Genomic DNA, 20,992 nt, shown 5'->3' with positions numbered 1-20,992 from the left:
CGGCGGGAAACCCGGTAAAAATGCTACCGGCGGTTACACACTCCCACCCTTTCCCTCGGTGGCGGCGAGCTCCGCCACTGTGTCCACCGCCAGCCGTGCGGCCGCCACGTCGTGCACCCGGAGCACGCGCGCCCCTTCCCAGGCCGAGATCGCCAGGGTGGCCACGGTGCCGGCCAACCGGTCAGCCACCGGAACGTCCAGCGTCTCGCCGATGAAGTCCTTGTTGGAGACCGCGACGAGCACCGGCCAGCCGGTAGCGGCCAGCTCTCCCAGGCGCCGCGTGAGCTCCAGGGAGTGGTAGGTGTTCTTGCCGAAATCATGGGTCGGGTCGACCACGATCCGCTCGGCGCGCACACCCAGCGCCACCGCGCGCTCGGCCAGGTGGGTCACCGTAGCGGCGACATCGGCGACCACGTCGGTGTAGGCCACGCGGTGCGGATCGGTCCGCGGCGCCAGCCCTCCGCTGTGGCTGCACACCAGCCCGACGTCGTACTCGGCGGCCACCCGGGCGAGATCGGGGTCGGCGCCGGCCCATGTGTCGTTGACCAGGTCGGCGCCGGCGGCGGCGCACTCGCTGGCGACCTCGGCGCGCCAGGTATCGGCGGAGATGACGACATCGGGGTGCCGCGCGCGAAGCTCAGCGATGAAGGGCACGGTACGCCGGATCTCCTCCCGGGCCGTGACATGCTCACCGTACCCGGCCTTCACCCCGCCGACATCGATGATGTCGGCGCCCCGCTGCACAGCCGTGTCGGCGGCCCGCAGGGCCGCGTCGAAGGCGAATGTCGCGCCGCGGTCGTAGAAGGAGTCGGGCGTGCGGTTGATGACCCCCATGACAGCGTGGCATCCAGCGGGAAACTCCCGGCCGCCAAGCCGCAGAGGGCCTGGACGCGGCACCCCGTCGGTCATCCGCCGTCCCCTCGCCTCTCGCCGAACGCCACCAGCTCGCGCTCGGCTTCGGCGGGAACGGGCGGCACTCCGTTGTCCCCCCGATGCCGCTCCTTGGCGACCGCGAGATGCTCCCAGGTCTCGACATACGTGACACCGGAGCTGGAGCGGATCGTCTCGATCGCCTCGACCAGCGCCGGGCGGTCGGCCGCGGTGGCACTTCCCACGATGTCGTACCGCCCGAAGCCGGTGGTGAGAAACGAGACCCCGGTCAGTCCGCCGAGTCGCATGGCCACCGCCGTGGCGTCGCCCTTGCAGCGCAGACCGAAGCCGAGCTGCTCGTTGGCCCCCACCACCGACGGCTCCACCAGCGCCGTGACATGCACCACACCGGCGTCGATGAGCCGCACGACGCGGGAGCGCGCCGCGGCCTGCGACAGGCCGACCTGGCGGGCCAGCTCGGCGTAGGACGCCCGGCCGTCGCGTTGCAGATGGCGCACCAAACGCCAGTCAAGCGGGTCAATGGAGACCTCGCGCAACGTCCGCGCGCCGTTGCAGGAGTCCCGGACCACTGTCTCCGCCCGGAACACCTCGGCTCCCAGGACCCCCGGCAGCGACCGCAGCTCCGCGAGCTCCTTGGCCAGCGCGGCGTCGTCGCGCACCCGTAAGTGCGCGACCGCGGGGAACCGCCCGGCCGTCTGCGCGGCGAAGGTCACGGCGTCGCGCGCCGCGAGCTCCTGGACCACCGGCCGCACCGGCCCCGATATCCGAAACGATACGTGTCCCAGAACCTCCATCCCCAGAACACCCGCATGGAGAACTCCCACGATCCGAATCGCTCCGACCGCGAGAAGCCGCCTCACCCGGGCTCGCACCGCCGTGCGAGACAGCCCAACACCGTCCGCCAGCGCCTGGTACGTGGCCCGTCCATCCCCCTGAAGCGCTCTCATGAGCGCAGCGTCAACCACATCGAGCACGATGGCTGCCTTTCACAATCATGAACGGCGTCCCTCCTCCCCCGGACGCCGACCCCTCCTGCGGCCAGATGATGGCAGCTCTTGCGACGGTTAACTACTGATCACGAAAGAAACAAGGCTGACTTTGGCCAGAGAAGCCCCGTGAATTGGACTTCTTTCTTCTTATCCTGACATACCAGACAGTAAATACAGTGTGTGCGTATACACCGGCGTGCGTATGACTCGACAAAGCGAGACACTAGTCCGGCATGATCAGCGTCCAGTGCGGTATAGGCATGGAAGAGACGGCTTGCGCTACTTCCAGGCCTAATGACCGTGTTCCGGACCTCGCCGCCGCGAGGTTGGCAGGTAGAAGGGAACCCCATGGCAGAAGACCGGCTCGCGCGGGGCAGTCACCGCCCCCTGAGCACTGGAGGCGCGCTGCTGTGGACCATAGGATCCGCTGCACTCCCCGGTGTAGCGCATCTGAGGGTGCGCCGGCGCATTGCCGGTTGGACGGTCCTCATCCTGTACCTGGCGCTGGTCGCGGCGGGGGTCGCGGCATTCGTGCTGCTCCAGGGGGACATCACGCGCAGTGCCCAGCTCGCCGTGCAGGGACGCTGGCTCCTCACCGCGGCCGCAGCCGCGTTCGCGGTCGCGGTGCTGTGGATGACGGTCATCGTGCACTCCTGGGTCATCACCCGCCCACCCGACGCGCGATGGTTCGCCCGGTTCGGCGGAGCGGCCGTGGTCCTCGTTCTGTGCGCGGTCATCGCGCTGCCCGCCGGTGCGGTCATGCGCACCGCGCACACCGCCCACGACACGGTGTCCTCGGTGTTCGAACCGGGAACCGACGGCGAGGAGCACGACGCCGCCGACCCGTGGAACGGCGCGGACCGCGTGAACGTGCTGCTGATCGGCGCCGACGCCGCTGAAGAACGCCCCGGTACCCGCACCGACTCTATGATGGCCGCCAGCATCGACGTCGAGCACGGCGATGTTGTGCTCATCGGCCTGCCCCGCAACCTGGAGAACGTGCCGTTCCCCGAGGGGTCCGCGCTTGCCGAGGCGTACCCGGAGCCCTTCGGCTTCGACCAGCTACTCAACGACGTCTACCAGACTGTCGCCGACGACACCGAGCAGTTCGCCCTGGACCCCGAGGCCAGCAACCCGTCCGCCGACACGCTCAAGAAGGTCATCGGCAACGTCACCGACCTCGAGATGGACTACTACGCGATGGTGGACATGCAGGGCTTCAAGGACCTCATCGACGCCATCGGCGGCATCGAGGTGCACATCGACGAGCCGATCCCCTACGGCCAGGAGGGCAAGGTCCTGGAGGCCGGCGATCACGTCCTCGACGGCAACGAGGCGCTGTGGTACGGCCGCAGCCGGACCAACAGCGACGACTACACACGCATGGGCCGCCAGGGGTGCCTGATCAAGTACGTGGCCGAACAGGCCGAGCCCACCCGGGTGCTGAGCAGCTTCCAGGAGCTGAGTGGCGCAACCAAGCGCACACTGCAGTCCGACCTCCCGCAGGAGAAGCTGCCCGCCTTCATCGACCTCGCCGAGATGGTGACCAAGAAGGGCGACATGCGCACGCTGCAGCTCTCCCCGCCCCAGGTCGAGACCGCCGACCCGGACTGGGACGAGATCCGGACGCTGGTCTCCGAGGCCGTCCGGGAGCAGGAGGACCGCCAGGAGGAGCAGGAGAGCTCGGCGAGCGGCAACGACGAGGACCTCAGCCCCGAGGCCACGCCGAACGGCGAGGAGCCCTCGCCTCCCCAGGAAGAGGACGAGGAGTCCGAGGAGGACGAGGACACGGAGTGGCAGGAGTACACGGGGCTGGACGACCCCTCGCCCACCACTCCCGGCCGCCAGGTCGGCGACGAGCCCACCTCACTGGAAAACCTCTGCCCTTAGGAACACGTCAAAAGGACACGAACAACTCAGGGTTGCCGCGCGTCTGATGGGGGTGAGTTCAGCTTGCCCCCGAATCCCCTGAACCAAGGAGCTGGTACGACGTGCGATCCCTGATCAAGGTCCCTGCCTGTGCGACCGCCCTCGTGGCCGTGCTGAGCGGCTGCGGGCTGACCGGTGGAGACGACGGCGACAACAGCGACGGCGGCGACGGCGAGCAGAACGGCAACGTCGAGAGCGGGGCCCCGGCCGAGGCCGAGGAGGTCATCGGCGAGGCGGACGTCACCGACGAAGGGACCGAAGCCACCATCGAGATCAACGGCTTCACCGAACGCGGTGACCTGCTGCAGATGACCTACACCATCACCCCCACGTCCGGGGATTCCAGCAGCCCGACCATCCGCAGGCTGTTCAGCGCCGACGCCGGCGAGAACATGTACCTCGTCGACACCGCCAACCTGCGCCGGCACACGGTGGTGGAGGACGACAGTGGGAACTCGCTGGAACCCAACCCGTGGGACACCGGCCTCACCTACGACGAGCCCACCACACTGACCGCGTTCTTCGCCTCCGCCGAGGACATGGAGAAGGTGGATGTCTACCTCTACGACCTCCCGCCGATCTTGGACGTTCCGGTGACCACGAGCACGGGGGAGGATGACGAGTGAACACGCCTGTCCGGACGGCCACCGGCGGCGCCCTGACCGCGCTGCTGCTCGCCATTCCGCTCAGCGCCGCAGCAACCGGCGCCGAAGTCGAGGGCGACCCCGACAACGTTCCGAGCGGCGCGCTGGAGGACAGCGTCACCGAGATGGGCACGGCGGATTCCATTACCGGGTTCACCCCCGAGGACTTCATCGAGCCCTTGGAGCACGAGGACGTCGAGGGCGGCACCACCACCGTCACCATCTCCGCCGATGTGCTGTTCGAGTTCGACGAGGCGGCCCTGTCCGACGGCGCCCAGCGGACGCTGTCCGACACCGCCGAACGGCTCAGCGGGGTCTCGGGAACGGTCGAGGTGGTGGGGCATTCCGACGGCCTCGGCGACGACTCCTACAACCAGGAGCTCTCCGAGGACCGCGCCGACGCCGTGAAGGAGGCGCTGGAGGACGAGCTCGGCTCCGCCGCCCCCGAGATCGAGGCGAGCGGGATGGGATCCGACGACCCGGTGGCCGAGGAGACCGACTCCGACGGGGAGGACAATCCCGGCGCTCGGGCGCAGAACCGCCGGGTGGAGATCAGCTTCGAAGGTGAGTGAGGCCGGTCACTCCGCGAACCGGCCGTAGCGCCCACGGTGGTAGAGCAGCGGGTGGCTGTGGCCGGCGACACCAGCGCCGGCCACCCGGCCCACAACGAGCCAGTGGTCGCCCACGGCCAGCAGGTCGTAGGTACGGCACACGATGTGCGCCGTGGCGTCATCGAGCAGGGGCAGGCCCGCGGGGCCGGTGTACCAGCGCGTTGGCGGGGCGAACCGGTCGACTCCCTTGGTCGCGAACCGCGCCGCGATGCCGCGCTGGTCCTCGCCGAGCGTGTTCACCGCGAAGCCGCCCGCGTCGCGGATCGCCGGCCAGGTACTCGAACGCCCGTCGATATAGAACGACACCAGCGGGGGCTCCAGGCTGACGCTGGTGAACGAGGTCGCGGTCACGCCCGCTGGGAGCCCGCCGGAGACAGCGGTAACAACCACGACACCGGCGGCGTGCTCCCCGAGCGCGCGCCGGAACTGCTCCTGGGAGACATCGGGGCCTAGCGGGGGGACACCACCCGTCGCGCCCGGCTGGTCCTCCCCAGTGGTCGCCCCTGCCGTCGACGATCTACGCACGCGAACGCCTCTCATCCGAGTCTGCTGGCTCAACGGGCGGGCCCGCTCCGACCCACAACACGGCACAGCGGCGGTTGCCGGCAACGTATTCCCCACGACCGTGCTCGCACCACGATGTGGATCACACCGCTGACCGGAACCGGCCGCGACCACGACCCCGGATCGCGGCTATGGCCAGCCGCGACGGCAGGCGCGAGACCGCCCGCGCTCCGATGTGCCGAGAGGCCCGGCAGCACGGCGAACGCGCGCGTCGTGCCGTGCTCGCGGTTTCGCCTATCGCCACTGGTATGCGCGAGACGGGCCGCCGGGTGCGGAAGATCGTTGTTGTGGTGGTCGTGCTCACGGTCATCGCCGCGGGGGTGGTGTGGGGCGTACCGCGACTACTGGAGCGGGTCGGCGTGGGCCAGTCCGCACTGCCGTGGGCGGACCCGTGCTCGGTCGACCTCGGCTCCGAGACCATCTCGTTGTCCCGCGAGGAGGCCAAGAGGGCGACGACCGCCACGGCGCTGCGGGCGCGGAGCGAGGACCCTCCGGACACCTCCGCTATCGACCCGGCCGTCCTGGAACGGCTGGCCGACGGCCCTCGGGATGACGCCGGTCCCAGCCTCACCTGCCGGGTGTCGGCGGACAACGACCTGAGCGAGGAGGAGATGACCGGCTCCGGCCTCACCCCGCGCGCCGAGCGGGTTCGCGCGGAGATGGCGGAGGTGTTCGGGGAGCAGGACGTCGGCGGCTTCGCCCCGGGCGGCATCGACGAGGGGCACGGCGAGGACTCCGCGCACTACGACGGCCGGGCGATTGACGTGTTCTACCGCCCGGTCAACGAGGAGAACCGCCGCGCGGGCTGGCTGCTGGCCCACTGGCTTGTCGCGCACGCCGCGGAGCTGGACATCGCCGTTGTCATCTTCGACGACCGGATCTGGAGCGCGCTCGGCTCACCGGCCGGGTGGCGCGACTACAACTCGCCCGACCCGGACAACGAGATCCTGCGCCACCTCGACCACGTGCACGTCGACGTGCAGCAAGGAAACTGAGGACACCCGGGCCCGGCACGGCGCCTGGTGCCGTGCCGGGGCCTGCGGCTAGGTTGTGGGACCGTGCCTGATATCGACTCTGATTTCCTAGCCCTGCCCTTGCGGGAGCTTGCCGACACGGCGCTGCAACGCGCCCGCGACCTCGGCGCCGAGCACGCCGACTTCCGGCTCGAACGCGTGCGGGGCCAGTACCTCGTCCTCGCCGACGGCGCGGTGGAGACCGCGGCCGACTCCGACACCCTCGGCTTCGCGGTGCGCGTGGTACACAACGGCGTCTGGGGGTTCGCCGCCGGAGACGACCTCGGCGCGAACACCTCCGCGCCCAACCACGACGCGGTTGCCGCCGTAGCAGAACAGGCGGTGCAGGTCGCCAAGGTCGCGGCGGCCATCACCACCGAGCGCATCGAGCTGGCTCCCGAGCCCGCGCACCCCAACGCCACCTGGGTTTCCGCCTACGAGACGGACCCGTTCAGCGTCCCCGTCGGTGAGAAGTCCGCCCTGCTCACCGACTGGAGCCGGCGCCTGCTCGACGACTCGCGCGTCGACCACGTCGACATCACCCTGTTCCAGGCCAAGGAGCAGAAGTTCTACGCCGACACGACCGGGACCAGCACGACGCAGCAACGCGTGCGGGTCGCGCCGGTGGCCGAAGTGGTCGCGACCCGCGAGGGCAAGCTCGACAGCATGCGTACGCTCGCTCCCCCGGCGGGCCGCGGCTGGGAGTACCTGCCAACCGTCGAATCCGAGCTGGCCGAGTTGCCCGAGCTGCTCGCGGAGAAGCTCGCCGCGCCCGGTGTCGAGCCCGGCGCCTACGACCTGGTGATCCACCCCTCCAACCTGTGGCTGGCGATCCACGAGTCCATCGGCCACGCCACCGAGCTCGACCGCGCGCTGGGCTATGAAGCGGCCTACGCGGGCACCTCCTTCGCGACCGTGGACAACCTGGGCTCGCTGCAGTACGGGTCGCCGATCATGAACGTCACCGGCGACCGCACCGTGGAGCACGGGCTGGCCAGCATCGGCTACGACGACGAGGGCGTGGCGACCACGTCGTTCGACCTGATCCGCGACGGCGTGCTCGTGGGCTACCAGCGCGACCGCCGCATTTCCAGGCTGCGGGGCTATGAGAGCTCCAACGGGTGTGCCTACGCCGACTCCCCGGCGACCATGCCCATCCAGCGGATGGCCAACGTCTCGCTCTCCCCCGCACCCGGCGGCCCCTCCACCGAAGACCTCATCTCCGGGGTCGAGCGCGGCATCTACATCGAGGGCGACCGCAGCTGGTCCATCGACATGCAGCGGTACAACTTCCAGTTCACCGGGCAGCGGTTCTACCGCATTGAGAACGGGCGCCTGAGTGGAATGCTCCGCGATGTCGCCTACCAGGCCAGCACGACCGACTTCTGGAACTCCATGACCGCGGTGGGCGGCCCGCAGACCTATGTTCTCGGCGGCTCGTTCATGTGCGGGAAGGGCCAGCCTGGCCAGGTCGCCTCGGTCAGCCACGGCTGCCCCACCGCGCGTTTCTCAGGCGTCCGCATCCTCAACACGGTCCAGGAGGCTGGGCAATGAACCTGTCGTCCCCCCAGGAGATCGTGGAACGGGCGCTGGAGCTCTCGCGCGCCGACGGCTGCATGGTGCTGGTCCGGGAGGCGAGCACGGCCAACCTCCGCTGGGCCGGCAACTCGCTGACGACCAATGGCGTGACCCGGGGCCGCGAGGTCACGGTGATCGCGCTGACCGAGAGCGCCAAGGGAACCTCCGTGGGCGTGACGGCGCGCAGCGGACTCCGCGGTGACGATCTTGCGGACCTGGTGCGCGCCGCCGAGACCGCGAGCCGCGACGCCGCCCCGTCCGAGGACGCCCGGCCGCTGCTCGGCCCCGAGTCCGCCGGCACCGGCGACACCTGGGACGCCCCGCCCGCGACCACGAGCATTTCGGTGTTCTCCGAGTTCGCGCCCGGGCTGGGGCGCGCGTTCGAGCGCCGCGGCGCGGCGGGCCACCTGCTCTATGGCTACGCCGAGCACTCTGTGACCTCCACGTTCCTCGGCAGCTCCACCGGGCTTCGGCTGCGCCACGACCAGCCGTCGGGCACGGTCGACCTGAACGCCAAGTCGGCGCCGCCCGAGACCGGGGGCGGTCACTCCATCTGGGTCGGGCAGGCTACTCGGGACTTCACCGACATCGATGTCGACGGCCTCGACGCCGAGCTGACCCGGCGCATGCGGTGGGGGGCCCGCACGGTGGAGCTGCCCGCGGGGCGCTATGAGACGCTGCTTCCGCCGGCCGCGGTCGCCGACATGATGATCTCGCTGTACCAGAGTGCGGGCGCGCGCGACGCGGCCGAGGGGCGGACGGTGTTCTCCGCCGCGGACGGCGGCACGCGGGTCGGCGAGCGGCTCTCGGAGCTCCCGCTGAGCCTGCGCAGCGATCCAGCAGAGCCGGGCCTGGAGTGCGCCCCGTTCGTCCTCGCGAGTACGCCCGGCCGCGAGATCACGGCCTTCGACAACGGGCTTCCGCTGCGCCGCACCGACTGGATCTCCGACGGCCGACTCGCGGCGCTGCGCCAGACGCGCCACTCCGCCGAGCTGACCGGACTGCCGGTGACGGCGCACACCGACAACCTCGTACTGGAGCAGCCGGATGCGACCGGCACACTCGACGACATGATCGCCGGGACCGAACGCGGCCTGTTGCTGACCTGCCTGTGGTACATCCGCCCGGTCGACCCGCAGACGCTGCTGCTGACCGGGCTCACCCGCGACGGCGTGTACCTGGTGGAGGACGGCGAGGTCAGCGGCGCGGTGAACAACTTCCGGTTCAACGAGTCGCCGGTGAGCCTGCTGGAACGTGTCACCGAGACGGGGGCCACCGTCCCCGGGCTGTCGCGCGAGTCCGGGGACTACTTCCCGCGCACCGCCATGCCACCGATGCGGGTCCCGGACTTCAACATGTCCACCGTCAGCCAGGCCTCCTGACCGGACACGGGCGCGCCGCTCCGGTGCCGCCGCGACCCGCGGCGGCACCGGAGCGGGTGGCTCGGGGCGAGGACGTCAGTCGGAGTCATCCTCCAGCCGGAAGCCCACCCTCATGCCCACCTGGAAGTGGCCGATCTCGCCGTCTTCCAGGTGACCGCGGATCTGGCTCACCTCGAACCAGTCCAGCCCGCGCAGCGTCTCGGAGGCCCGGGCGATCCCGTTGCGGATGGCCTGGTCGAGACTCTCGGGCGAGGTGCCCACGATCTCGGTGACACGGTAGGTGTGGTCGGTCATTACGCGTTCCCCTTCCGGTTGGCTGTGCCGGCCCACTTCCCGCGGCGGCACGGTGCCAACCGCGAATGTCCGGCGCCGAACGACGCGGCACGGGACTCCGGTGGCCGGAGCTTCCGGCGAAGGGGCGCGGCGCCCGCACGCGCCCCGCTGCGGCCCGATCCGGGTCTTCGCTGATCGCAGCGCGGTCGCGGTAGTCCAGGATGGGACGCTGACGAGACTACGTCGTAACTGGCTCTTGACGTACACCGGGGAGGCTCGGTGTAGATTGGGATCTAGCGCTTCGGTCCCCCGTCGAAGCGCTGGGCCGATGTTTCGAGCCCCCGTCGAAACATCGTGCGCGACGTCGGGTGGTTTGCCCCCGTAGCCACCCGGCGTCGCTTTTTTGTGCCACGCGCCGCGTCCCGGCTTGTGCGGGGCGCGGCGGGCACGTGACCATGTGCCTACTGGTCCGGTGCGCCGGCCAGCATCTCTTGGGGGAACCATGAGCGAGACCGATACCAACCACACCGACAGCACCGGCGACGAGCCCGCGACCTGCTCCCGCCGCGAGTGCCAGGCTCCTGCCGCGTGGGCCCTGGTATGGAACAACCCCAAGGTGCACACGCCCGACCGCCGCAAGACCTGGCTGGCCTGCGACGAGCACCGCGGTTACCTGTCGGAGTTCCTCGGCGTCCGGGGGTTCCTGCTGGAGTGCGTGCCGTTCGCGGACTTCAAGGGCTGAGCGGGCTGGTCCGCGGCCTCGCCGGCCAGAGCGCGCGCCCGCGCGAGGCTCTCGGGGGTGTCGCAGTCGAGCGTGAGCGGGGGATCTGTCTTCTCCGGGATGAGCGCCGCCGGTTCCAGGGGCCCGAGCAGGCGGTACAGGGACGCGCCGCTGTAGCTCGCCAGCGCTGCGCGCACGGCGTCCGCGCGCCACGCTCCGAGCAGCCACTGCTGTCGCGACTCCGCGTCGAGGTACACCGCGCCCGAGCGCTCCCGTGCGGCCTCCAAGAGTGCGCGCACGTGCCCGGGCTCCAGGAACGGCAGGTCGCCGGCAAGCAACGCGAACCACGGCGCGGTGACCACGGGCAGCCCGGCGCGCAGCGCGGCCACCGGCCCCCCTCCGGCCGGCTCCTCGCGAACGTAGGTGGCCGAAGGGCTGGGGCGCCGGGGACCGACGACGATCGTCCGCCGGGCGTCCGGGACCGCCGCGGCCACGCGTTCCAGCAGCGTGGCCCCGGCGACGTCGAGCGCCGGCTTGTCAGTGCCGCCCATGCGCCGGGCCGCGCCCCCGGCCAGGATCACGGCGTCGTAGGGCTCCAGCGAGGACATACGCCTCCTTGGCGGTCGCGTCCGGGTCCCATACTGCCGCAGAACGCCCGCGGCGCCGCGGGCGACACCGCGTCGTTTTACACCGACCCGGACGGCGGGGACACGTTCAGCGCCGAGAACCGCGCCGCGGACACTTCCGGCGCGCCCCCTGAGGGCCGCTCCCGCGGGACCGCAGGGACCTTCCTGCTCCCAGTGCTGCGCGAGTGCCTGCGGCACGGCGGGCACAAGACGCGGGTGGCCCGGTCCGCGCACCTGAGCCGCGCTACGCTGTACGACCGGCTGGCCGCGATCGAGGAGCTCCTGGACGTCGACCTGTCCGACCCCGAGACGGTCACCTCGCTGCACGTCGCGGTTATGGCACACGAGATGCGCCAGTGAACGGGGCGTGCCGGTCCGCCATCCGGACACCGGGCCGGCGACGAGCCGGTGTCCGTTCCGAGCGGGAAAACCAGTTGTCGCCGCGGTGTCCGGTCTGGCTTCATAACAGGGCGCCCGCCACACACGGCGCGACCGTCGCCCCGAAGGGAGGCCGCCCTATGTCGTACACGGAGAGCCCGGGTGCCCGGGTCCCGATCCGCATGTGGGCGGATCCGGAGACCGTCGAGCCCGCCGCGATGGACCAGTTGCGCAACGTGACCCGGCTGCCGTGGGTGCACGGCCTGGCGGTGATGCCCGACGTCCACTACGGCAAGGGCGCCACCGTGGGATCCGTCATCGCCATGCGCGACGCGGTGTGCCCGGCCGCGGTCGGCGTGGACATCGGCTGCGGGATGACCGCCGTCAGGTCCTCGCTCACGGCGGAGGACCTTCCCGATGACCTGGCCGGGCTGCGCTCCTCGCTGGAGAGGGCGATCCCGGTGGGCCCCAAGGCGCACGAGACCCCGGTGAACCCGCACCGGATCCACGGGCTCAAGACGGCCGAGTGGGACCGGTTCTGGGCGGGGTTCGACAGCCTCGCCCCGGCCGTGCACCACCGGCGCGAGCGCGCCGCCAACCAGATCGGGACGCTCGGCGGCGGCAACCACTTCCTGGAGGTCTGCCTGGACGGCGCCGGAACGGTGTGGCTGATCCTGCACTCGGGCTCGCGCAACATCGGCAAGGAGCTCGCCGACCACCACATCGAGCAGGCGCGGCGGCTGCCGCACAACCGGGACCTGCCCGACCCTGACCTGGCGGTGTTCGTCGCGGGTACGCCGCAGATGGCGGCCTACCGCCGCGACCTGTTCTGGGCCCAGGAGTACGCGCGCCGCAACCGCGACGTGATGATGGGGCTGGCCTGCGACGTCATGCGGAAGATGTTCCCCCGGGTGCGCTTCGACGAGTGGATCAGCTGCCACCACAACTACGTGGCCGAAGAACGCTACGACGACGTGGACCTGCTGGTGACCCGCAAAGGCGCCATCCGGGCTGCCGAGGGGGACCTCGGCATCATCCCGGGGTCTATGGCGACCGGGAGCTACATCGTGCGCGGTCTGGGCCAGCAGGCCTCATTCAACTCCGCGTCGCACGGCGCTGGGCGGCGGATGAGCCGCAACCAGGCCAAGCGCAGCTACACCAAGGCGGACCTGGCCGAGCAGACCAAGGGGGTCGAGTGCCGCAAGGACACCGGGGTGCTCGACGAGATCCCCGGTGCCTACAAGGACCTCTCCGAGGTGATCGAGGCCCAGACCGACCTGGTCGAGGTCGTGGCGCATCTGCGCCAGGTCGTCTGCGTCAAGGGTTGACCGGGATCCAGGGGCGGCGCCCTTGGATCCCGGTTCCTCCGCGGTTGGGGCCCAGTCGCCACCAGCCGCTGTCCGGGCGAGGCCTCCGCTGGTTGTCAGCGAGGCGTCGGCGTTGGGTCGTGCGGGCCTCCTGGCCTATTTCCGGTGTTGCTCCTGGTCGGTTCCCACCTGTATCGAGGCCCTTCTTCGCTGCCAACTCCCGGCCTGTTCTTGACCTCTGTGGTCAGTGCACCTAGCGCTCCGCCGCGTCCGACGCGAGGCGGAACACGGGGAACCGCGCGGCGATCCGGTCGAACTCGGCCAAAGGGGCCCCACGTTCGACGGGGATGTGCGGCCGGGCTCCCGGCGCGACCTCCAGATAGCGGCGCAGGATCGGCGCGGTGGCCGCGGGGTCGACCTCGTACATACGCACGGGTTCGCGGCCACGGTGGTGCAGCACCGCCCGCATGCCGGCCGCGCGTACGTTGCGCACCCAGTTGGTGTCCGCGCCCAGCATCGAGACCAGGTAGCGCTCCCCGTCGTGGTCGACGACCACGAGCGGAAACGAGACCGGGTTCCCGGTGCGCCTGCCGGGCACCTCCAGGGTCACCCAGCCGGCGGGAACGAGGTACCCGGCGGAGAAGAGGCCCGCCGAGATCCGGTTCAGCGCCCGCGCCAGGAGGTTCGGGCTGCCCTTTCGGTACATCCATCGCTTGAGCCTGTAGTGGAGCATGCGTGACCCCGTTTCTTGCCGCGTGTGGCGTACAGGAGTGGCTGGTGACGTTCCGGTCGACCGCGGACTATGTCGAGAGCCAGTCCTCGGAGTTCAGAGCGTGCCGGAGTGCCTCGGTACGCTCCTCGTCCCATTCGATGTCCGGGTCGGGTTCGAGGAAGCTCTCGACAAGGCCGGCCACGCCGAGAGCGGGCTCGGACCACTCGGCCGCGTTCGGCGTACCGAACGGCCTGGCCTGGGTCCGGTGATCCCCGATTCCCACGTTGGAGGGGGCCATGATGACCAGTCCGCGTATGGTGGCGCTGGTGAGGCGGGCTAGCGTCGCGAAGGAGGCGTTCAGCTCTGGTCGCAACCGCAGACCCAGCAGTCCGGCTGCCCGCTTATAAGCATCGGCGAGCCGAGCGATGAGGGCACCCTCGGATTCTGTGAGGGCGCTGCGAATCTCCCTGCGCAGCTCACCATCCGGCAGGCTGAGAAAGGTCGCGTGCAGCGCCAGGTAAGTGCGCCACTCCGCCGACTCGTGGAGGGTCTCGAACTCCTCCAACGTTCCCCGGCGCAGTACCTCGGCGACGAGCGCACAACGGAGTCCGGGATCGCTCAGCCAGTCCAGATGGTCGAGGATCGTACGCCGCACCGTCTCGACCGCCGCGCGGTTGTCCGTGCCGATGGCCGGACTGGACCCCCTCGCCAGCTCCTTCAGCAGGTCGCTGAAGAACTGGTCCTTGTACTGCCACCGGCGGTAGACGGCGCTGCGCGCGACCCCGGCATCGCGGATGATGTCCTCGAAGCTGATGTGCTCCAGGCTCACCGTGAGGCCGGAACGGTTGACCATCTCCGTCGCGGTCCGCAGCATCCGCTGTTCGGTCTCCGCATCGGACAACCGGTGCCTCCGCCGTCCCGGACCTCCGGGGACAAGAGAGTCCTCACTCATCTGCCGACCCTCCAGTTTTAGACACGATATCCCAAGTTCAACATTCGGGATTCTAACACCAGAACCTCTTGCTGTCTGGCTTCCGGCGCCCAGGACAGCGAGCGGCCACCGATGAGTTCGCGGTGCGCGCCGAGTCAGTACCGGTGCAGACACGCGAACGCCCTAGGAGGAAGCGATGACCGGCAACGGACTCATCACGTGCCTGTGGTTCGACGGGCAGGCCGAGGAGGCCGCGAACTTCTACACCTCGATCTTCACGAACTCCCGGCTCGGCCGGGTCACCCGCACCAACGAGGCCGGTCCCGGCCCTGCCGGCGAGGTCCTCACCGTCGAGTTCGAGCTCAACGGCCAGCCGTTCGTCGGGCTGAACGGCGGGCCGCAGTACACGTTCACCCCGGCCATCTCGTTCCAGATCCCCTGCGCCGACCAGGACGAGCTGGACCACTACTGGGACCGGCTTTCCGCGGACGGCAAGGAGGTCGCCTGCGGCTGGGTCACCGACAGGTACGGCGTGTCCTGGCAGGTCATCCCGACCGTCCTGCCGGAGCTGGTCAGCGACCCCGACCCGGAAAAGGCGAAGCGGGCCACCGAGGCGATGCTGTCGATGACCAAGCTCGACATCGCGGCGCTGCGCAAAGCGCACGCCGGAGCCTGAGGCCCCGGGCGCCCAGGGAAGGACGCCCCGCACACGGGATGGGCGGCGGCCACATCCGTGGCCGCCGCCCACCCATGCCTCTGGTGCCGCTAGCGGAGGGCGTCGACGGCGACTTCCGCGGCCTCGGCGATGAGCGCGTCGTCGCGTTCGGCGTCCTTCTCGTCGCGGGAGGACATGATCGACAGGATGACCGGCTCGCCATCCGGCGGCCACGCGATGGCGATGTCGTTGCGCCCGCCATAGCCCGGGGACCCGGTCTTGTCGCCGACCTCCCAGTCCTCGGGCACGCCCGCGCGAATCACGTCGTCGCCGGTCGTGTTCTCCACCAGCATCTCCCGGAGCAGGTCGCGCTCCTCCTCGGGCAGGGTGTCGCCGATCACGTACTCGCGTAGGTTCGCGGCGAACGCCTCCGTCGTGGTGGTGTCCCTGGAGTCTCCGGGCTTGGCCTCGTTCAGGTCGGTCTCGATGCGGTCCACCTGGGTGACCTTGTCACCGAGCCCTTCCAGGGCCTCCTGCAGCCCTTCCGGTCCGCCGAGCTCGCGGAACAGCAGGTTGCCGGCCGTGTTGTCGCTGTACCGGATAGCGGCGTCGCACACCTCCACCAGGGTCATGCCCTCGTCGACGTGCTCCTCGGTGATGGGCGAGTACTCCACCAGGTCCTCGGCGTCATAGTGGACGACCTCCTCCATCTCCTCCAGGGAACGCTGCTCCAGCACGGCGCCGCAGGCCAGGGGCTTGAAGGTGGACGCGTAGGCGAAACGCTCGTCGGGGCGGTGGGTGACCGCGGTGTCGGAGCCGGTGTCCAGGGCGTAGACCCCGAGCCGGGCGTCGTACTCCTCCTGCAGGCGTTCGAACTCCGCCTCGTACTGCCCGCGGTCCGGCTGCTCCTCCGCCTCAGAGGAGGGCGACGCTTCCTGGTCCGACGCGCAGCTCGCGCTCGCGCCCACGGCGAACGCCGCCACGGCCGCGAACACTGCGCGTCGAGCCGTTCTCTCCAGCATGGTTCAACCTTCCTGTCCGTACGTTGGACGGGCCCCGGGAAACCCTGCGCGGCAGTATCGCCGTGGTGACCGATGCTGTCGAAGACAGAAATCGTCGAAGTCATGCGGAATCGACATAACCTGAGGTTATGGATCTCGTCGCCGCCTGTAACGCGTTCGTGTACGTAAGCGAGCACGGCAGCTTCACGCAGGGCGCCGCTGCCGCGCGGATCCCCCAGCCGGTCGCCAGCCGCCGTATCGCGGCCTTGGAGCGGCACCTGGGGGCGCGGCTCTTCGACCGCTCGACCCGGCAGGCCGTGCTCACACCGTTCGGCCGCGACATGTTTCCGTCGGCGCGCCGCCTGGTCCAACTGGTCGCGGCCATGGAGGAGTCCGCGCTGAGCGCCAGACGGGCGCCGCTGCGTGTCGCGGTTCCCGACACGTGTGCCCGGCTGGACCTGGCACGGCTGATCGTCGAGGCGCGCCGGCACGGCGTCTACCTCGACCCGCTGCCGGCGGCCCCCGAGGCCCGCACCGACCTGCTGCGCTCCCAGGAGGTCCGGGCTGCCCTGGTCGCGGTTCCTCCGGGGGAGGCCACCTGGCGGGTCCCGCTGGGGCTGGCGGGCGCGTCCCCACCCAGCTCCGGTGTCATGTACCTTGAGACACTCCGCGCGGGTCGCGCCGCTGCCGGCCAGCGCCCCCGCCGGGTATGGATCCAGCCCGAGGACGACGTGCCCCACATCAGGGACCGCATGACGCGGATCCGCGACACGTCCGGCCTGCGCCCCACACAGGTGACGGTCGCGCACAGCCTCACCACCGCGGCCGCCGAGACACTGGACTCCGACGACCTGCTCCTGGCCTCCGGTTCCCAGGCCACTGAACTGGGGCTGTACTGGTCCCGTATGGGAGAGACCACTCTCACCCGCGGGCTCGACGTCGCCACGACCGGCGGCGAGGACCCCGAACGGCTCCGCACCGCGTTACGCGAGTGCATCGCCCGCTGTGTGGGCGCGGTGGCCGCGGACGAGGCGGCGCGGTGATGGCCGAACCCCTCCTCCGGGAGTTGCGCGAGACACTCGACGGCGCGGGGCTGCGTGGGTCGTTCCTCGTCCGCGACCTGGGCACCGGCCAGGAGATCGGCATAGAGCCCGATCTGCCGTACCCCACGGCCTCACTGGTCAAGGTCCCTCTCGCGGTCGCCACCCTCGACCGGATCCGCCGGGGCGTACTGGACGGCGCCGAAGAGGTCCACGTGCGACCTGGGAGCGACACCGTCCCCAGTCCGCCGATCGGGTTGGGCGGGTTCCGGCATCCGGCTCGCGTCGCGGTGGAGGACCTGCTTTTCCTGAGCATGGCGATCAGCGACAACACCGCCGCCGAGATGCTGTTCGCCCGCACCCCGCCGGACGCCGTGTCGACCACGCTGCAGGACCTGGGGTTGACCGGAATCACGGTGCGGCACACCATTCGCGACCTCAGCAGCACGCCGAACGAGCGCTTCGACCCGGCCGAGACCCACTTCGCGCACACTCTGGCCATCGAGGCCGGAACCGCGGGGCGCGGCCACAGCGTTCCGCAGCTCGACGTGACCCGCGCGAGCTCGGGGACCGCGCGGGCCTACATCGACCTGCTCCAGGCACTGTGGCGGCCCTCGGCTATCGCCCCCGAGGTCGCCGAACGGGTCCGCGCGCTCATGGCGGGAAACATGCTCCGGCAACGGCTCGCGCCGGACTTCAGTTCCGACTCGACCCGGTGGTCGTCCAAGACCGGGACGATGCTCAACCTCCGCCACGAGATCGGTGTCGTCGAGCACGACGACGGCCAGTGGTACGCGGTCGCGGCGCTCACGGAGTCGCGGGTTCCGGCCACCGCCCAGCCCGAGGCCGAGGCCGTGATGGGCAGTGTCGCCCGCCGGCTCCGCGACCACCTGCGGGCCGGGGCGTAGCCGCCGCTTTCGGCGGAGAACCGCGGCCGCCAGAGCAGCGGTACACACCTGCGGCCTCTCCCGCTGTCGGGAACGGGAGAGGCCGCGGTGGACGGGAACGGGTGTCAGTCGTCCGAGGCGCCCGCCGGCGCGCGCCGCTCGGCGGCCGGGTAGCGGATGTTCTCCACCATCTCGGAGATCTCCTCCGACGGCGGCGCGGTCATCTTCGACACCACGATCGTGACGGCGAAGTTGACCACGGCCCCGATGGTGCCGATGCCCTCGGGGCTCACCCCGAGTATGTGCTCGTTGGCGTCCGTGCCGAAGACTTCAAGCGTGTAGATCATGTACGTGATGGTCAGTGCCAGGCCGGCGACCATGCCCGCAGCGGCTCCGACGGCATTGCATCTCTTCCAGAAGATCCCGAGCACAATGGCCGGGAAGAAGCTCGCCGCTGCCATGCCGAACGCGAAGGCCACCACCTGGGCGACGAAGGCGGGCGGGTTGACCCCCACGACCGCCGCGACGACGATGGCGCCGGCCATCGCGATCCGGCCGACCAGCAACCGCTCGGAGTCGCTGGCGTTCCTGCGGAAGCGCCGGAAGTAGAAGTCGTGGGACACCGACGAGGAGATGACCAGCAGCAGGCCGGCCGCGGTGGACAGCGCCGCGGCCATACCGCCCGCGGCGACCAGACCGACAACGGGAGCGGGCAGGCCGGCGATCTCCGGGGAGGCCAGCACCAGGATGTCCGAGCTCACGATCAGGTCGGCCCCGGAATCCTCGCTGTTGCTAACCGAGTTGATGACGTCGGCGTTCGGGTTCACCTCCACCAGCTCGGCCTCGGACCAGTTCGCCACCCAGCTCGGAAGCGCGTCGGTGGCGGTGCCCTGCACTCCGTTCAACAGGTTGAGCTGGGTGAACGCGCCGACCGCCGGGGCGGTTGTGTACAGCAGCGCGATGAAGAGCAGCGCCCAGAAGGCCGAGTACCGCGATCCGCGGACCGTCTTGGTGGTGTAGAAGCGGATGATCACGTGCGGGAGACCCGACGTCCCGATCATCAGCGCCATCGTCACCAGGAAGATGTCGATCATCGGGCGGGTGGTGAACGGGTCCGTGTAGTGGCCCACCCCGAGCTGCTCGGAGATGGCGCTGAGCTCGCCCAGGATCTGCCCGAACGACACCTGGGGCACCGGGATGCCGGTGATCACCTGGGCCACCGCCACCGCGGGGATCAGGTAGGCGATGATCAGCACGGTGTACTGGGCGACCTGCGTCCAGGTGATGCTCTTCATCCCGCCCAGCACGGCGTAGATGAAGATGACCACCGACGCGATCAGCACGCCGTACTGGATGTCGATCTGCAGGAAGCGGCTGAACACGATCCCGCCGCCGTTCATCTGCCCGACCACGTAGGTGAACGAGACGATGATCGCCGCGACCGCGGCGATACCGCGCACCAGCTCCGAGTAGCGGTCGCCGACGAACTCCGGCACCGTGAACTTGCCCCACTTGCGCAGGTACGGGGCGATGAGCAGGGCGAGGAGGACGTAGCCGCCGGTCCACCCCATCAGGTAGATGGTGGCGTCGTAGCCCATGAAGGCGATCAGGCCCGCCATCGAGATGAAGGACGCCGCCGACATCCAGTCGGCGCCGATCGCCGCACCGTTGGCGATGGTGGGGATGCCGTGGCCCGCGACGTAGAACCCCTGGGTCTCGCGCACGCGGCTGCGCCAGGCGATCCCGATGTAGAGGCCGAACGTGACGACGATGCTGAGCAGCGTCCAAAGCTGGATCTCGCTCACGACTCGCCCCCTTCCTTGGCGTCGCCCTCGGCGGCCGACGTGTCACTGGCGGCGGCTGGCCCGCTGGCGGGCTCCTCGTCCCGCTCCTCCACCCCGAACTCCTTGTCGAGGCGGTCCATCCGCAGGCAGTAGACGAGGATCAGCAGCACGAACACGTAGATGGAGCCCTGTTGGGCGAACCAGAACCCGAGGGGGAACCCGCCGAGCGTGATCTGGTTCAACTGCTCGACGAAGAGGATTCCGCAGCCGAACGAGACCGCGAACCAGATGACCAGCAGCGTCACCATCAACCGAAGGTTCTTCCGCCAGTACTCGCGCCTCCAACCGTTGCCGCCCGGTGGACCCGGGCTCTTTTCTTCCGTCTCAGCCACGATCGCTTCTCCAACCTCGGCAGGGGATGTCGACACGGCGGTCCCCGTACACCGCCGGATCTCGAGACCAACGCACCACCAGTCCGGCACACAAGCCCGCCGCCGCCGAGCGGCCGATTCGTCTTTCGAGCGGTCCCCCAGGCTCGATGAATGGCATAAATCACACTAATGACCGCTTAATCCGTACAGGTGACCGCTGGTAAGGCCGCCCGAATCACCCGTCGCTGTCCCCTCAACATCGGCGGGACCAGTGGTTAGGATTCGGCCATGGCGTCTTCCAGCAGTTCGGCCACCACCCGCGCATCGCAGCGCATCCTCCACCCGGGCAGTGCCGCGATGCTCGTCGGCGGCCTGTTGCTGATCGTGGGCGCGGTCACCCCCTGGGTGTCCACGCCGCTGGGCAACCTCTCCGGCATGGTGGGTCCAGGGCTGTGGGTGCTGTGCGCCGGAACCATCGCCATGGCCGGTGCCCTACTCCCCTACCGGCGCGTCGCCCTGGCGCACGCGCTGGTTGCGGCGTTGGCCGCGGGCGGGCTGGCGCTTTGGCAGGTGGTGCGGATCGTGCACCTGAGTGCCACCACCGACAGCTGGGGCACGATGCTGCCCGGTATCGGTCTCGTGCTCGCCGCGGGCGGCGCGGGGGTCCTGCTGCGCGCCGCCTACCGGATACGTTCCGCGGCCTGA

Annotated in this window: 23 protein-coding genes; 13 read left to right on the top strand and 10 right to left on the bottom strand. The window is 70.0% G+C overall.

From position 1 onward, the window contains the following. Positions 1-33 precede the first annotated feature (33 nt). Both folP and F4561_RS11155 read right to left on the bottom strand, forming a co-directional pair. The gene (gene folP / locus F4561_RS11160) at positions 34-909 is read right to left on the bottom strand and encodes a dihydropteroate synthase (RefSeq protein ID WP_184577664.1); all 876 of its coding nucleotides are present in this window, start codon (positions 907-909) and stop codon (positions 34-36) included. Beyond that, on the bottom strand, positions 906-1,865 hold the full coding sequence (locus tag F4561_RS11155) for an Lrp/AsnC family transcriptional regulator (RefSeq protein WP_184577661.1): 960 nt from the start codon (positions 1,863-1,865) through the stop codon (positions 906-908). Before F4561_RS11155 ends, folP begins: the two co-directional genes overlap by 4 nt. 363 nt (positions 1,866-2,228) lie before the next feature. Between F4561_RS11155 and F4561_RS11150 the strand changes: the two genes are divergently transcribed. The 3 genes from F4561_RS11150 (at position 2,229) to F4561_RS11140 (ending at position 5,025) form a co-directional block, all read left to right on the top strand. After that, positions 2,229-3,770 (top strand): LCP family protein, encoded by a 1,542-nt coding sequence (locus tag F4561_RS11150; RefSeq protein ID WP_184577658.1) that lies wholly within the window; start codon positions 2,229-2,231, stop codon positions 3,768-3,770. Positions 3,771-3,871: 101 nt separating this feature from the next. Next, on the top strand, positions 3,872-4,435 hold the full coding sequence (locus F4561_RS11145; protein WP_184577655.1) for a hypothetical protein: 564 nt from the start codon (positions 3,872-3,874) through the stop codon (positions 4,433-4,435). Next, the gene (locus F4561_RS11140; RefSeq protein ID WP_184577652.1) at positions 4,432-5,025 is read left to right on the top strand and encodes an OmpA family protein; all 594 of its coding nucleotides are present in this window, start codon (positions 4,432-4,434) and stop codon (positions 5,023-5,025) included. Before F4561_RS11145 ends, F4561_RS11140 begins: the two co-directional genes overlap by 4 nt. 6 nt (positions 5,026-5,031) lie before the next feature. Here the strand turns inward: F4561_RS11140 and F4561_RS11135 are convergent, their stop codons facing one another. Beyond that, positions 5,032-5,589, bottom strand: coding sequence for a flavin reductase family protein (locus tag F4561_RS11135; RefSeq protein ID WP_312885214.1), 558 nt, complete (start codon positions 5,587-5,589; stop codon positions 5,032-5,034). Positions 5,590-5,876: 287 nt separating this feature from the next. Between F4561_RS11135 and F4561_RS11130 the strand changes: the two genes are divergently transcribed. The 3 genes from F4561_RS11130 (at position 5,877) to F4561_RS11120 (ending at position 9,601) form a co-directional block, all read left to right on the top strand. Next, positions 5,877-6,623 (top strand): VldE C-terminal domain-containing protein, encoded by a 747-nt coding sequence (locus F4561_RS11130; protein ID WP_221445452.1) that lies wholly within the window; start codon positions 5,877-5,879, stop codon positions 6,621-6,623. Between the two features lie 63 nt (positions 6,624-6,686). After that, complete coding sequence (locus F4561_RS11125; protein ID WP_184577647.1) at positions 6,687-8,195, top strand: TldD/PmbA family protein; 1,509 nt, start codon at positions 6,687-6,689, stop codon at positions 8,193-8,195. Further along, positions 8,192-9,601 carry a metallopeptidase TldD-related protein gene (locus F4561_RS11120; RefSeq protein WP_184577645.1) on the top strand — a complete coding sequence of 470 codons (1,410 nt, stop codon included), beginning with the start codon at positions 8,192-8,194 and terminating at the stop codon, positions 9,599-9,601. The genes F4561_RS11125 and F4561_RS11120 overlap by 4 nt, the downstream gene beginning before the upstream one ends. Positions 9,602-9,676: 75 nt before the next feature. On the opposite strand, the gene F4561_RS11115 is transcribed toward F4561_RS11120, so the two are convergent. Beyond that, positions 9,677-9,895: a dodecin gene (locus F4561_RS11115; RefSeq protein WP_184577643.1), complete on the bottom strand. Its 219-nt coding sequence runs from the start codon at positions 9,893-9,895 to the stop codon at positions 9,677-9,679. A 481-nt stretch (positions 9,896-10,376) separates the two neighbouring features. Here F4561_RS11115 and F4561_RS11110 point away from each other — a divergent pair, with 481 nt between their 5' ends. Further along, positions 10,377-10,616: a hypothetical protein gene (locus F4561_RS11110; protein ID WP_184577641.1), complete on the top strand. Its 240-nt coding sequence runs from the start codon at positions 10,377-10,379 to the stop codon at positions 10,614-10,616. Here the strand turns inward: F4561_RS11110 and mobA are convergent. Further along, on the bottom strand, positions 10,544-11,203 hold the full coding sequence (gene mobA / locus F4561_RS11105; protein WP_184577639.1) for a molybdenum cofactor guanylyltransferase: 660 nt from the start codon (positions 11,201-11,203) through the stop codon (positions 10,544-10,546). The two genes, F4561_RS11110 and mobA, sit on opposite strands and share 73 nt — an antisense overlap. Before the next feature lie 192 nt (positions 11,204-11,395). Here mobA and F4561_RS32020 point away from each other — a divergent pair, with 192 nt between their 5' ends. Both F4561_RS32020 and F4561_RS11095 read left to right on the top strand, forming a co-directional pair. Next, positions 11,396-11,581 carry a helix-turn-helix domain-containing protein gene (locus tag F4561_RS32020; protein WP_221445451.1) on the top strand — a complete coding sequence of 62 codons (186 nt, stop codon included), beginning with the start codon at positions 11,396-11,398 and terminating at the stop codon, positions 11,579-11,581. 158 nt (positions 11,582-11,739) lie between these two features. Then, complete coding sequence (locus tag F4561_RS11095; protein ID WP_184577637.1) at positions 11,740-12,927, top strand: RtcB family protein; 1,188 nt, start codon at positions 11,740-11,742, stop codon at positions 12,925-12,927. A 232-nt stretch (positions 12,928-13,159) separates the two neighbouring features. On the opposite strand, the gene F4561_RS11090 is transcribed toward F4561_RS11095, so the two are convergent. Both F4561_RS11090 and F4561_RS11085 read right to left on the bottom strand, forming a co-directional pair. Beyond that, the gene (locus F4561_RS11090) at positions 13,160-13,639 is read right to left on the bottom strand and encodes a nitroreductase family deazaflavin-dependent oxidoreductase (protein ID WP_221445450.1); all 480 of its coding nucleotides are present in this window, start codon (positions 13,637-13,639) and stop codon (positions 13,160-13,162) included. Positions 13,640-13,706: 67 nt separating this feature from the next. Next, a complete protein-coding gene (locus F4561_RS11085) occupies positions 13,707-14,570 on the bottom strand; it encodes a TetR/AcrR family transcriptional regulator (protein WP_184577636.1) in 864 nt (287 codons plus the stop codon). 175 nt (positions 14,571-14,745) lie between these two features. On the opposite strand from F4561_RS11085, the gene F4561_RS11080 reads away from it, so the two are divergent. Further along, positions 14,746-15,225: a VOC family protein gene (locus tag F4561_RS11080; RefSeq protein ID WP_184577634.1), complete on the top strand. Its 480-nt coding sequence runs from the start codon at positions 14,746-14,748 to the stop codon at positions 15,223-15,225. Between the two features lie 89 nt (positions 15,226-15,314). Here the strand turns inward: F4561_RS11080 and bla are convergent, their stop codons facing one another. Next, positions 15,315-16,226 (bottom strand): class A beta-lactamase, encoded by a 912-nt coding sequence (gene bla / locus F4561_RS11075; RefSeq protein WP_184577632.1) that lies wholly within the window; start codon positions 16,224-16,226, stop codon positions 15,315-15,317. A 128-nt stretch (positions 16,227-16,354) separates the two neighbouring features. On the opposite strand from bla, the gene F4561_RS11070 reads away from it, so the two are divergent. Beyond that, on the top strand, positions 16,355-17,248 hold the full coding sequence (locus F4561_RS11070; protein WP_184577630.1) for a LysR family transcriptional regulator: 894 nt from the start codon (positions 16,355-16,357) through the stop codon (positions 17,246-17,248). Next, entirely contained in the window at positions 17,245-18,153 is a 909-nt protein-coding gene (locus F4561_RS11065) for a serine hydrolase (RefSeq protein WP_184577628.1), read from the top strand. Before F4561_RS11070 ends, F4561_RS11065 begins: the two co-directional genes overlap by 4 nt. A 104-nt stretch (positions 18,154-18,257) precedes the next feature. Here the strand turns inward: F4561_RS11065 and F4561_RS11060 are convergent, their stop codons facing one another. Both F4561_RS11060 and F4561_RS33265 read right to left on the bottom strand, forming a co-directional pair. After that, positions 18,258-19,937, bottom strand: coding sequence for a sodium:solute symporter family protein (locus F4561_RS11060; RefSeq protein WP_184577626.1), 1,680 nt, complete (start codon positions 19,935-19,937; stop codon positions 18,258-18,260). Beyond that, entirely contained in the window at positions 19,934-20,308 is a 375-nt protein-coding gene (locus tag F4561_RS33265; RefSeq protein ID WP_312885213.1) for a DUF4212 domain-containing protein, read from the bottom strand. Before F4561_RS33265 ends, F4561_RS11060 begins: the two co-directional genes overlap by 4 nt. Before the next feature lie 267 nt (positions 20,309-20,575). Here F4561_RS33265 and F4561_RS11050 point away from each other — a divergent pair, with 267 nt between their 5' ends. Further along, positions 20,576-20,992 (top strand): hypothetical protein, encoded by a 417-nt coding sequence (locus F4561_RS11050; protein ID WP_184577624.1) that lies wholly within the window; start codon positions 20,576-20,578, stop codon positions 20,990-20,992.

The sequence above is a fragment of the Lipingzhangella halophila genome, from assembly GCF_014203805.1.
Taxonomy (GTDB): Bacteria; Actinomycetota; Actinomycetes; order Streptosporangiales; family Streptosporangiaceae; genus Lipingzhangella; species Lipingzhangella halophila.
The sequence above is the reverse complement of the archived record's forward strand: the minus strand, read 5'-3'. Positions and strand labels throughout refer to the sequence as shown.

Bases quoted from the DNA above. Each gene is read 5' to 3' on its own strand.
- F4561_RS11120 (WP_184577645.1), top strand. From the start codon at position 8,192: ATGAACCTGTCGTCCCCCCAGGAGATCGTGGAACGGGCGCTGGAGCTC.
- F4561_RS11095 (WP_184577637.1), top strand. From the start codon at position 11,740: ATGTCGTACACGGAGAGCCCGGGTGCCCGGGTCCCGATCCGCATGTGG.
- F4561_RS11070 (WP_184577630.1), top strand. From the start codon at position 16,355: ATGGATCTCGTCGCCGCCTGTAACGCGTTCGTGTACGTAAGCGAGCAC.
- F4561_RS11130 (WP_221445452.1), top strand. From the start codon at position 5,877: ATGCGCGAGACGGGCCGCCGGGTGCGGAAGATCGTTGTTGTGGTGGTC.
- F4561_RS11085 (WP_184577636.1), bottom strand. From the start codon at position 14,570: ATGAGTGAGGACTCTCTTGTCCCCGGAGGTCCGGGACGGCGGAGGCAC.
- mobA (WP_184577639.1), bottom strand. From the start codon at position 11,203: ATGTCCTCGCTGGAGCCCTACGACGCCGTGATCCTGGCCGGGGGCGCG.
- F4561_RS11080 (WP_184577634.1), top strand. From the start codon at position 14,746: ATGACCGGCAACGGACTCATCACGTGCCTGTGGTTCGACGGGCAGGCC.
- F4561_RS11090 (WP_221445450.1), bottom strand. From the start codon at position 13,639: ATGCTCCACTACAGGCTCAAGCGATGGATGTACCGAAAGGGCAGCCCG.
- folP (WP_184577664.1), bottom strand. From the start codon at position 909: ATGACCGACGGGGTGCCGCGTCCAGGCCCTCTGCGGCTTGGCGGCCGG.
- F4561_RS11115 (WP_184577643.1), bottom strand. From the start codon at position 9,895: ATGACCGACCACACCTACCGTGTCACCGAGATCGTGGGCACCTCGCCC.
- bla (WP_184577632.1), bottom strand. From the start codon at position 16,226: ATGCTGGAGAGAACGGCTCGACGCGCAGTGTTCGCGGCCGTGGCGGCG.
- F4561_RS11110 (WP_184577641.1), top strand. From the start codon at position 10,377: ATGAGCGAGACCGATACCAACCACACCGACAGCACCGGCGACGAGCCC.
- F4561_RS11150 (WP_184577658.1), top strand. From the start codon at position 2,229: ATGGCAGAAGACCGGCTCGCGCGGGGCAGTCACCGCCCCCTGAGCACT.
- F4561_RS11050 (WP_184577624.1), top strand. From the start codon at position 20,576: ATGGCGTCTTCCAGCAGTTCGGCCACCACCCGCGCATCGCAGCGCATC.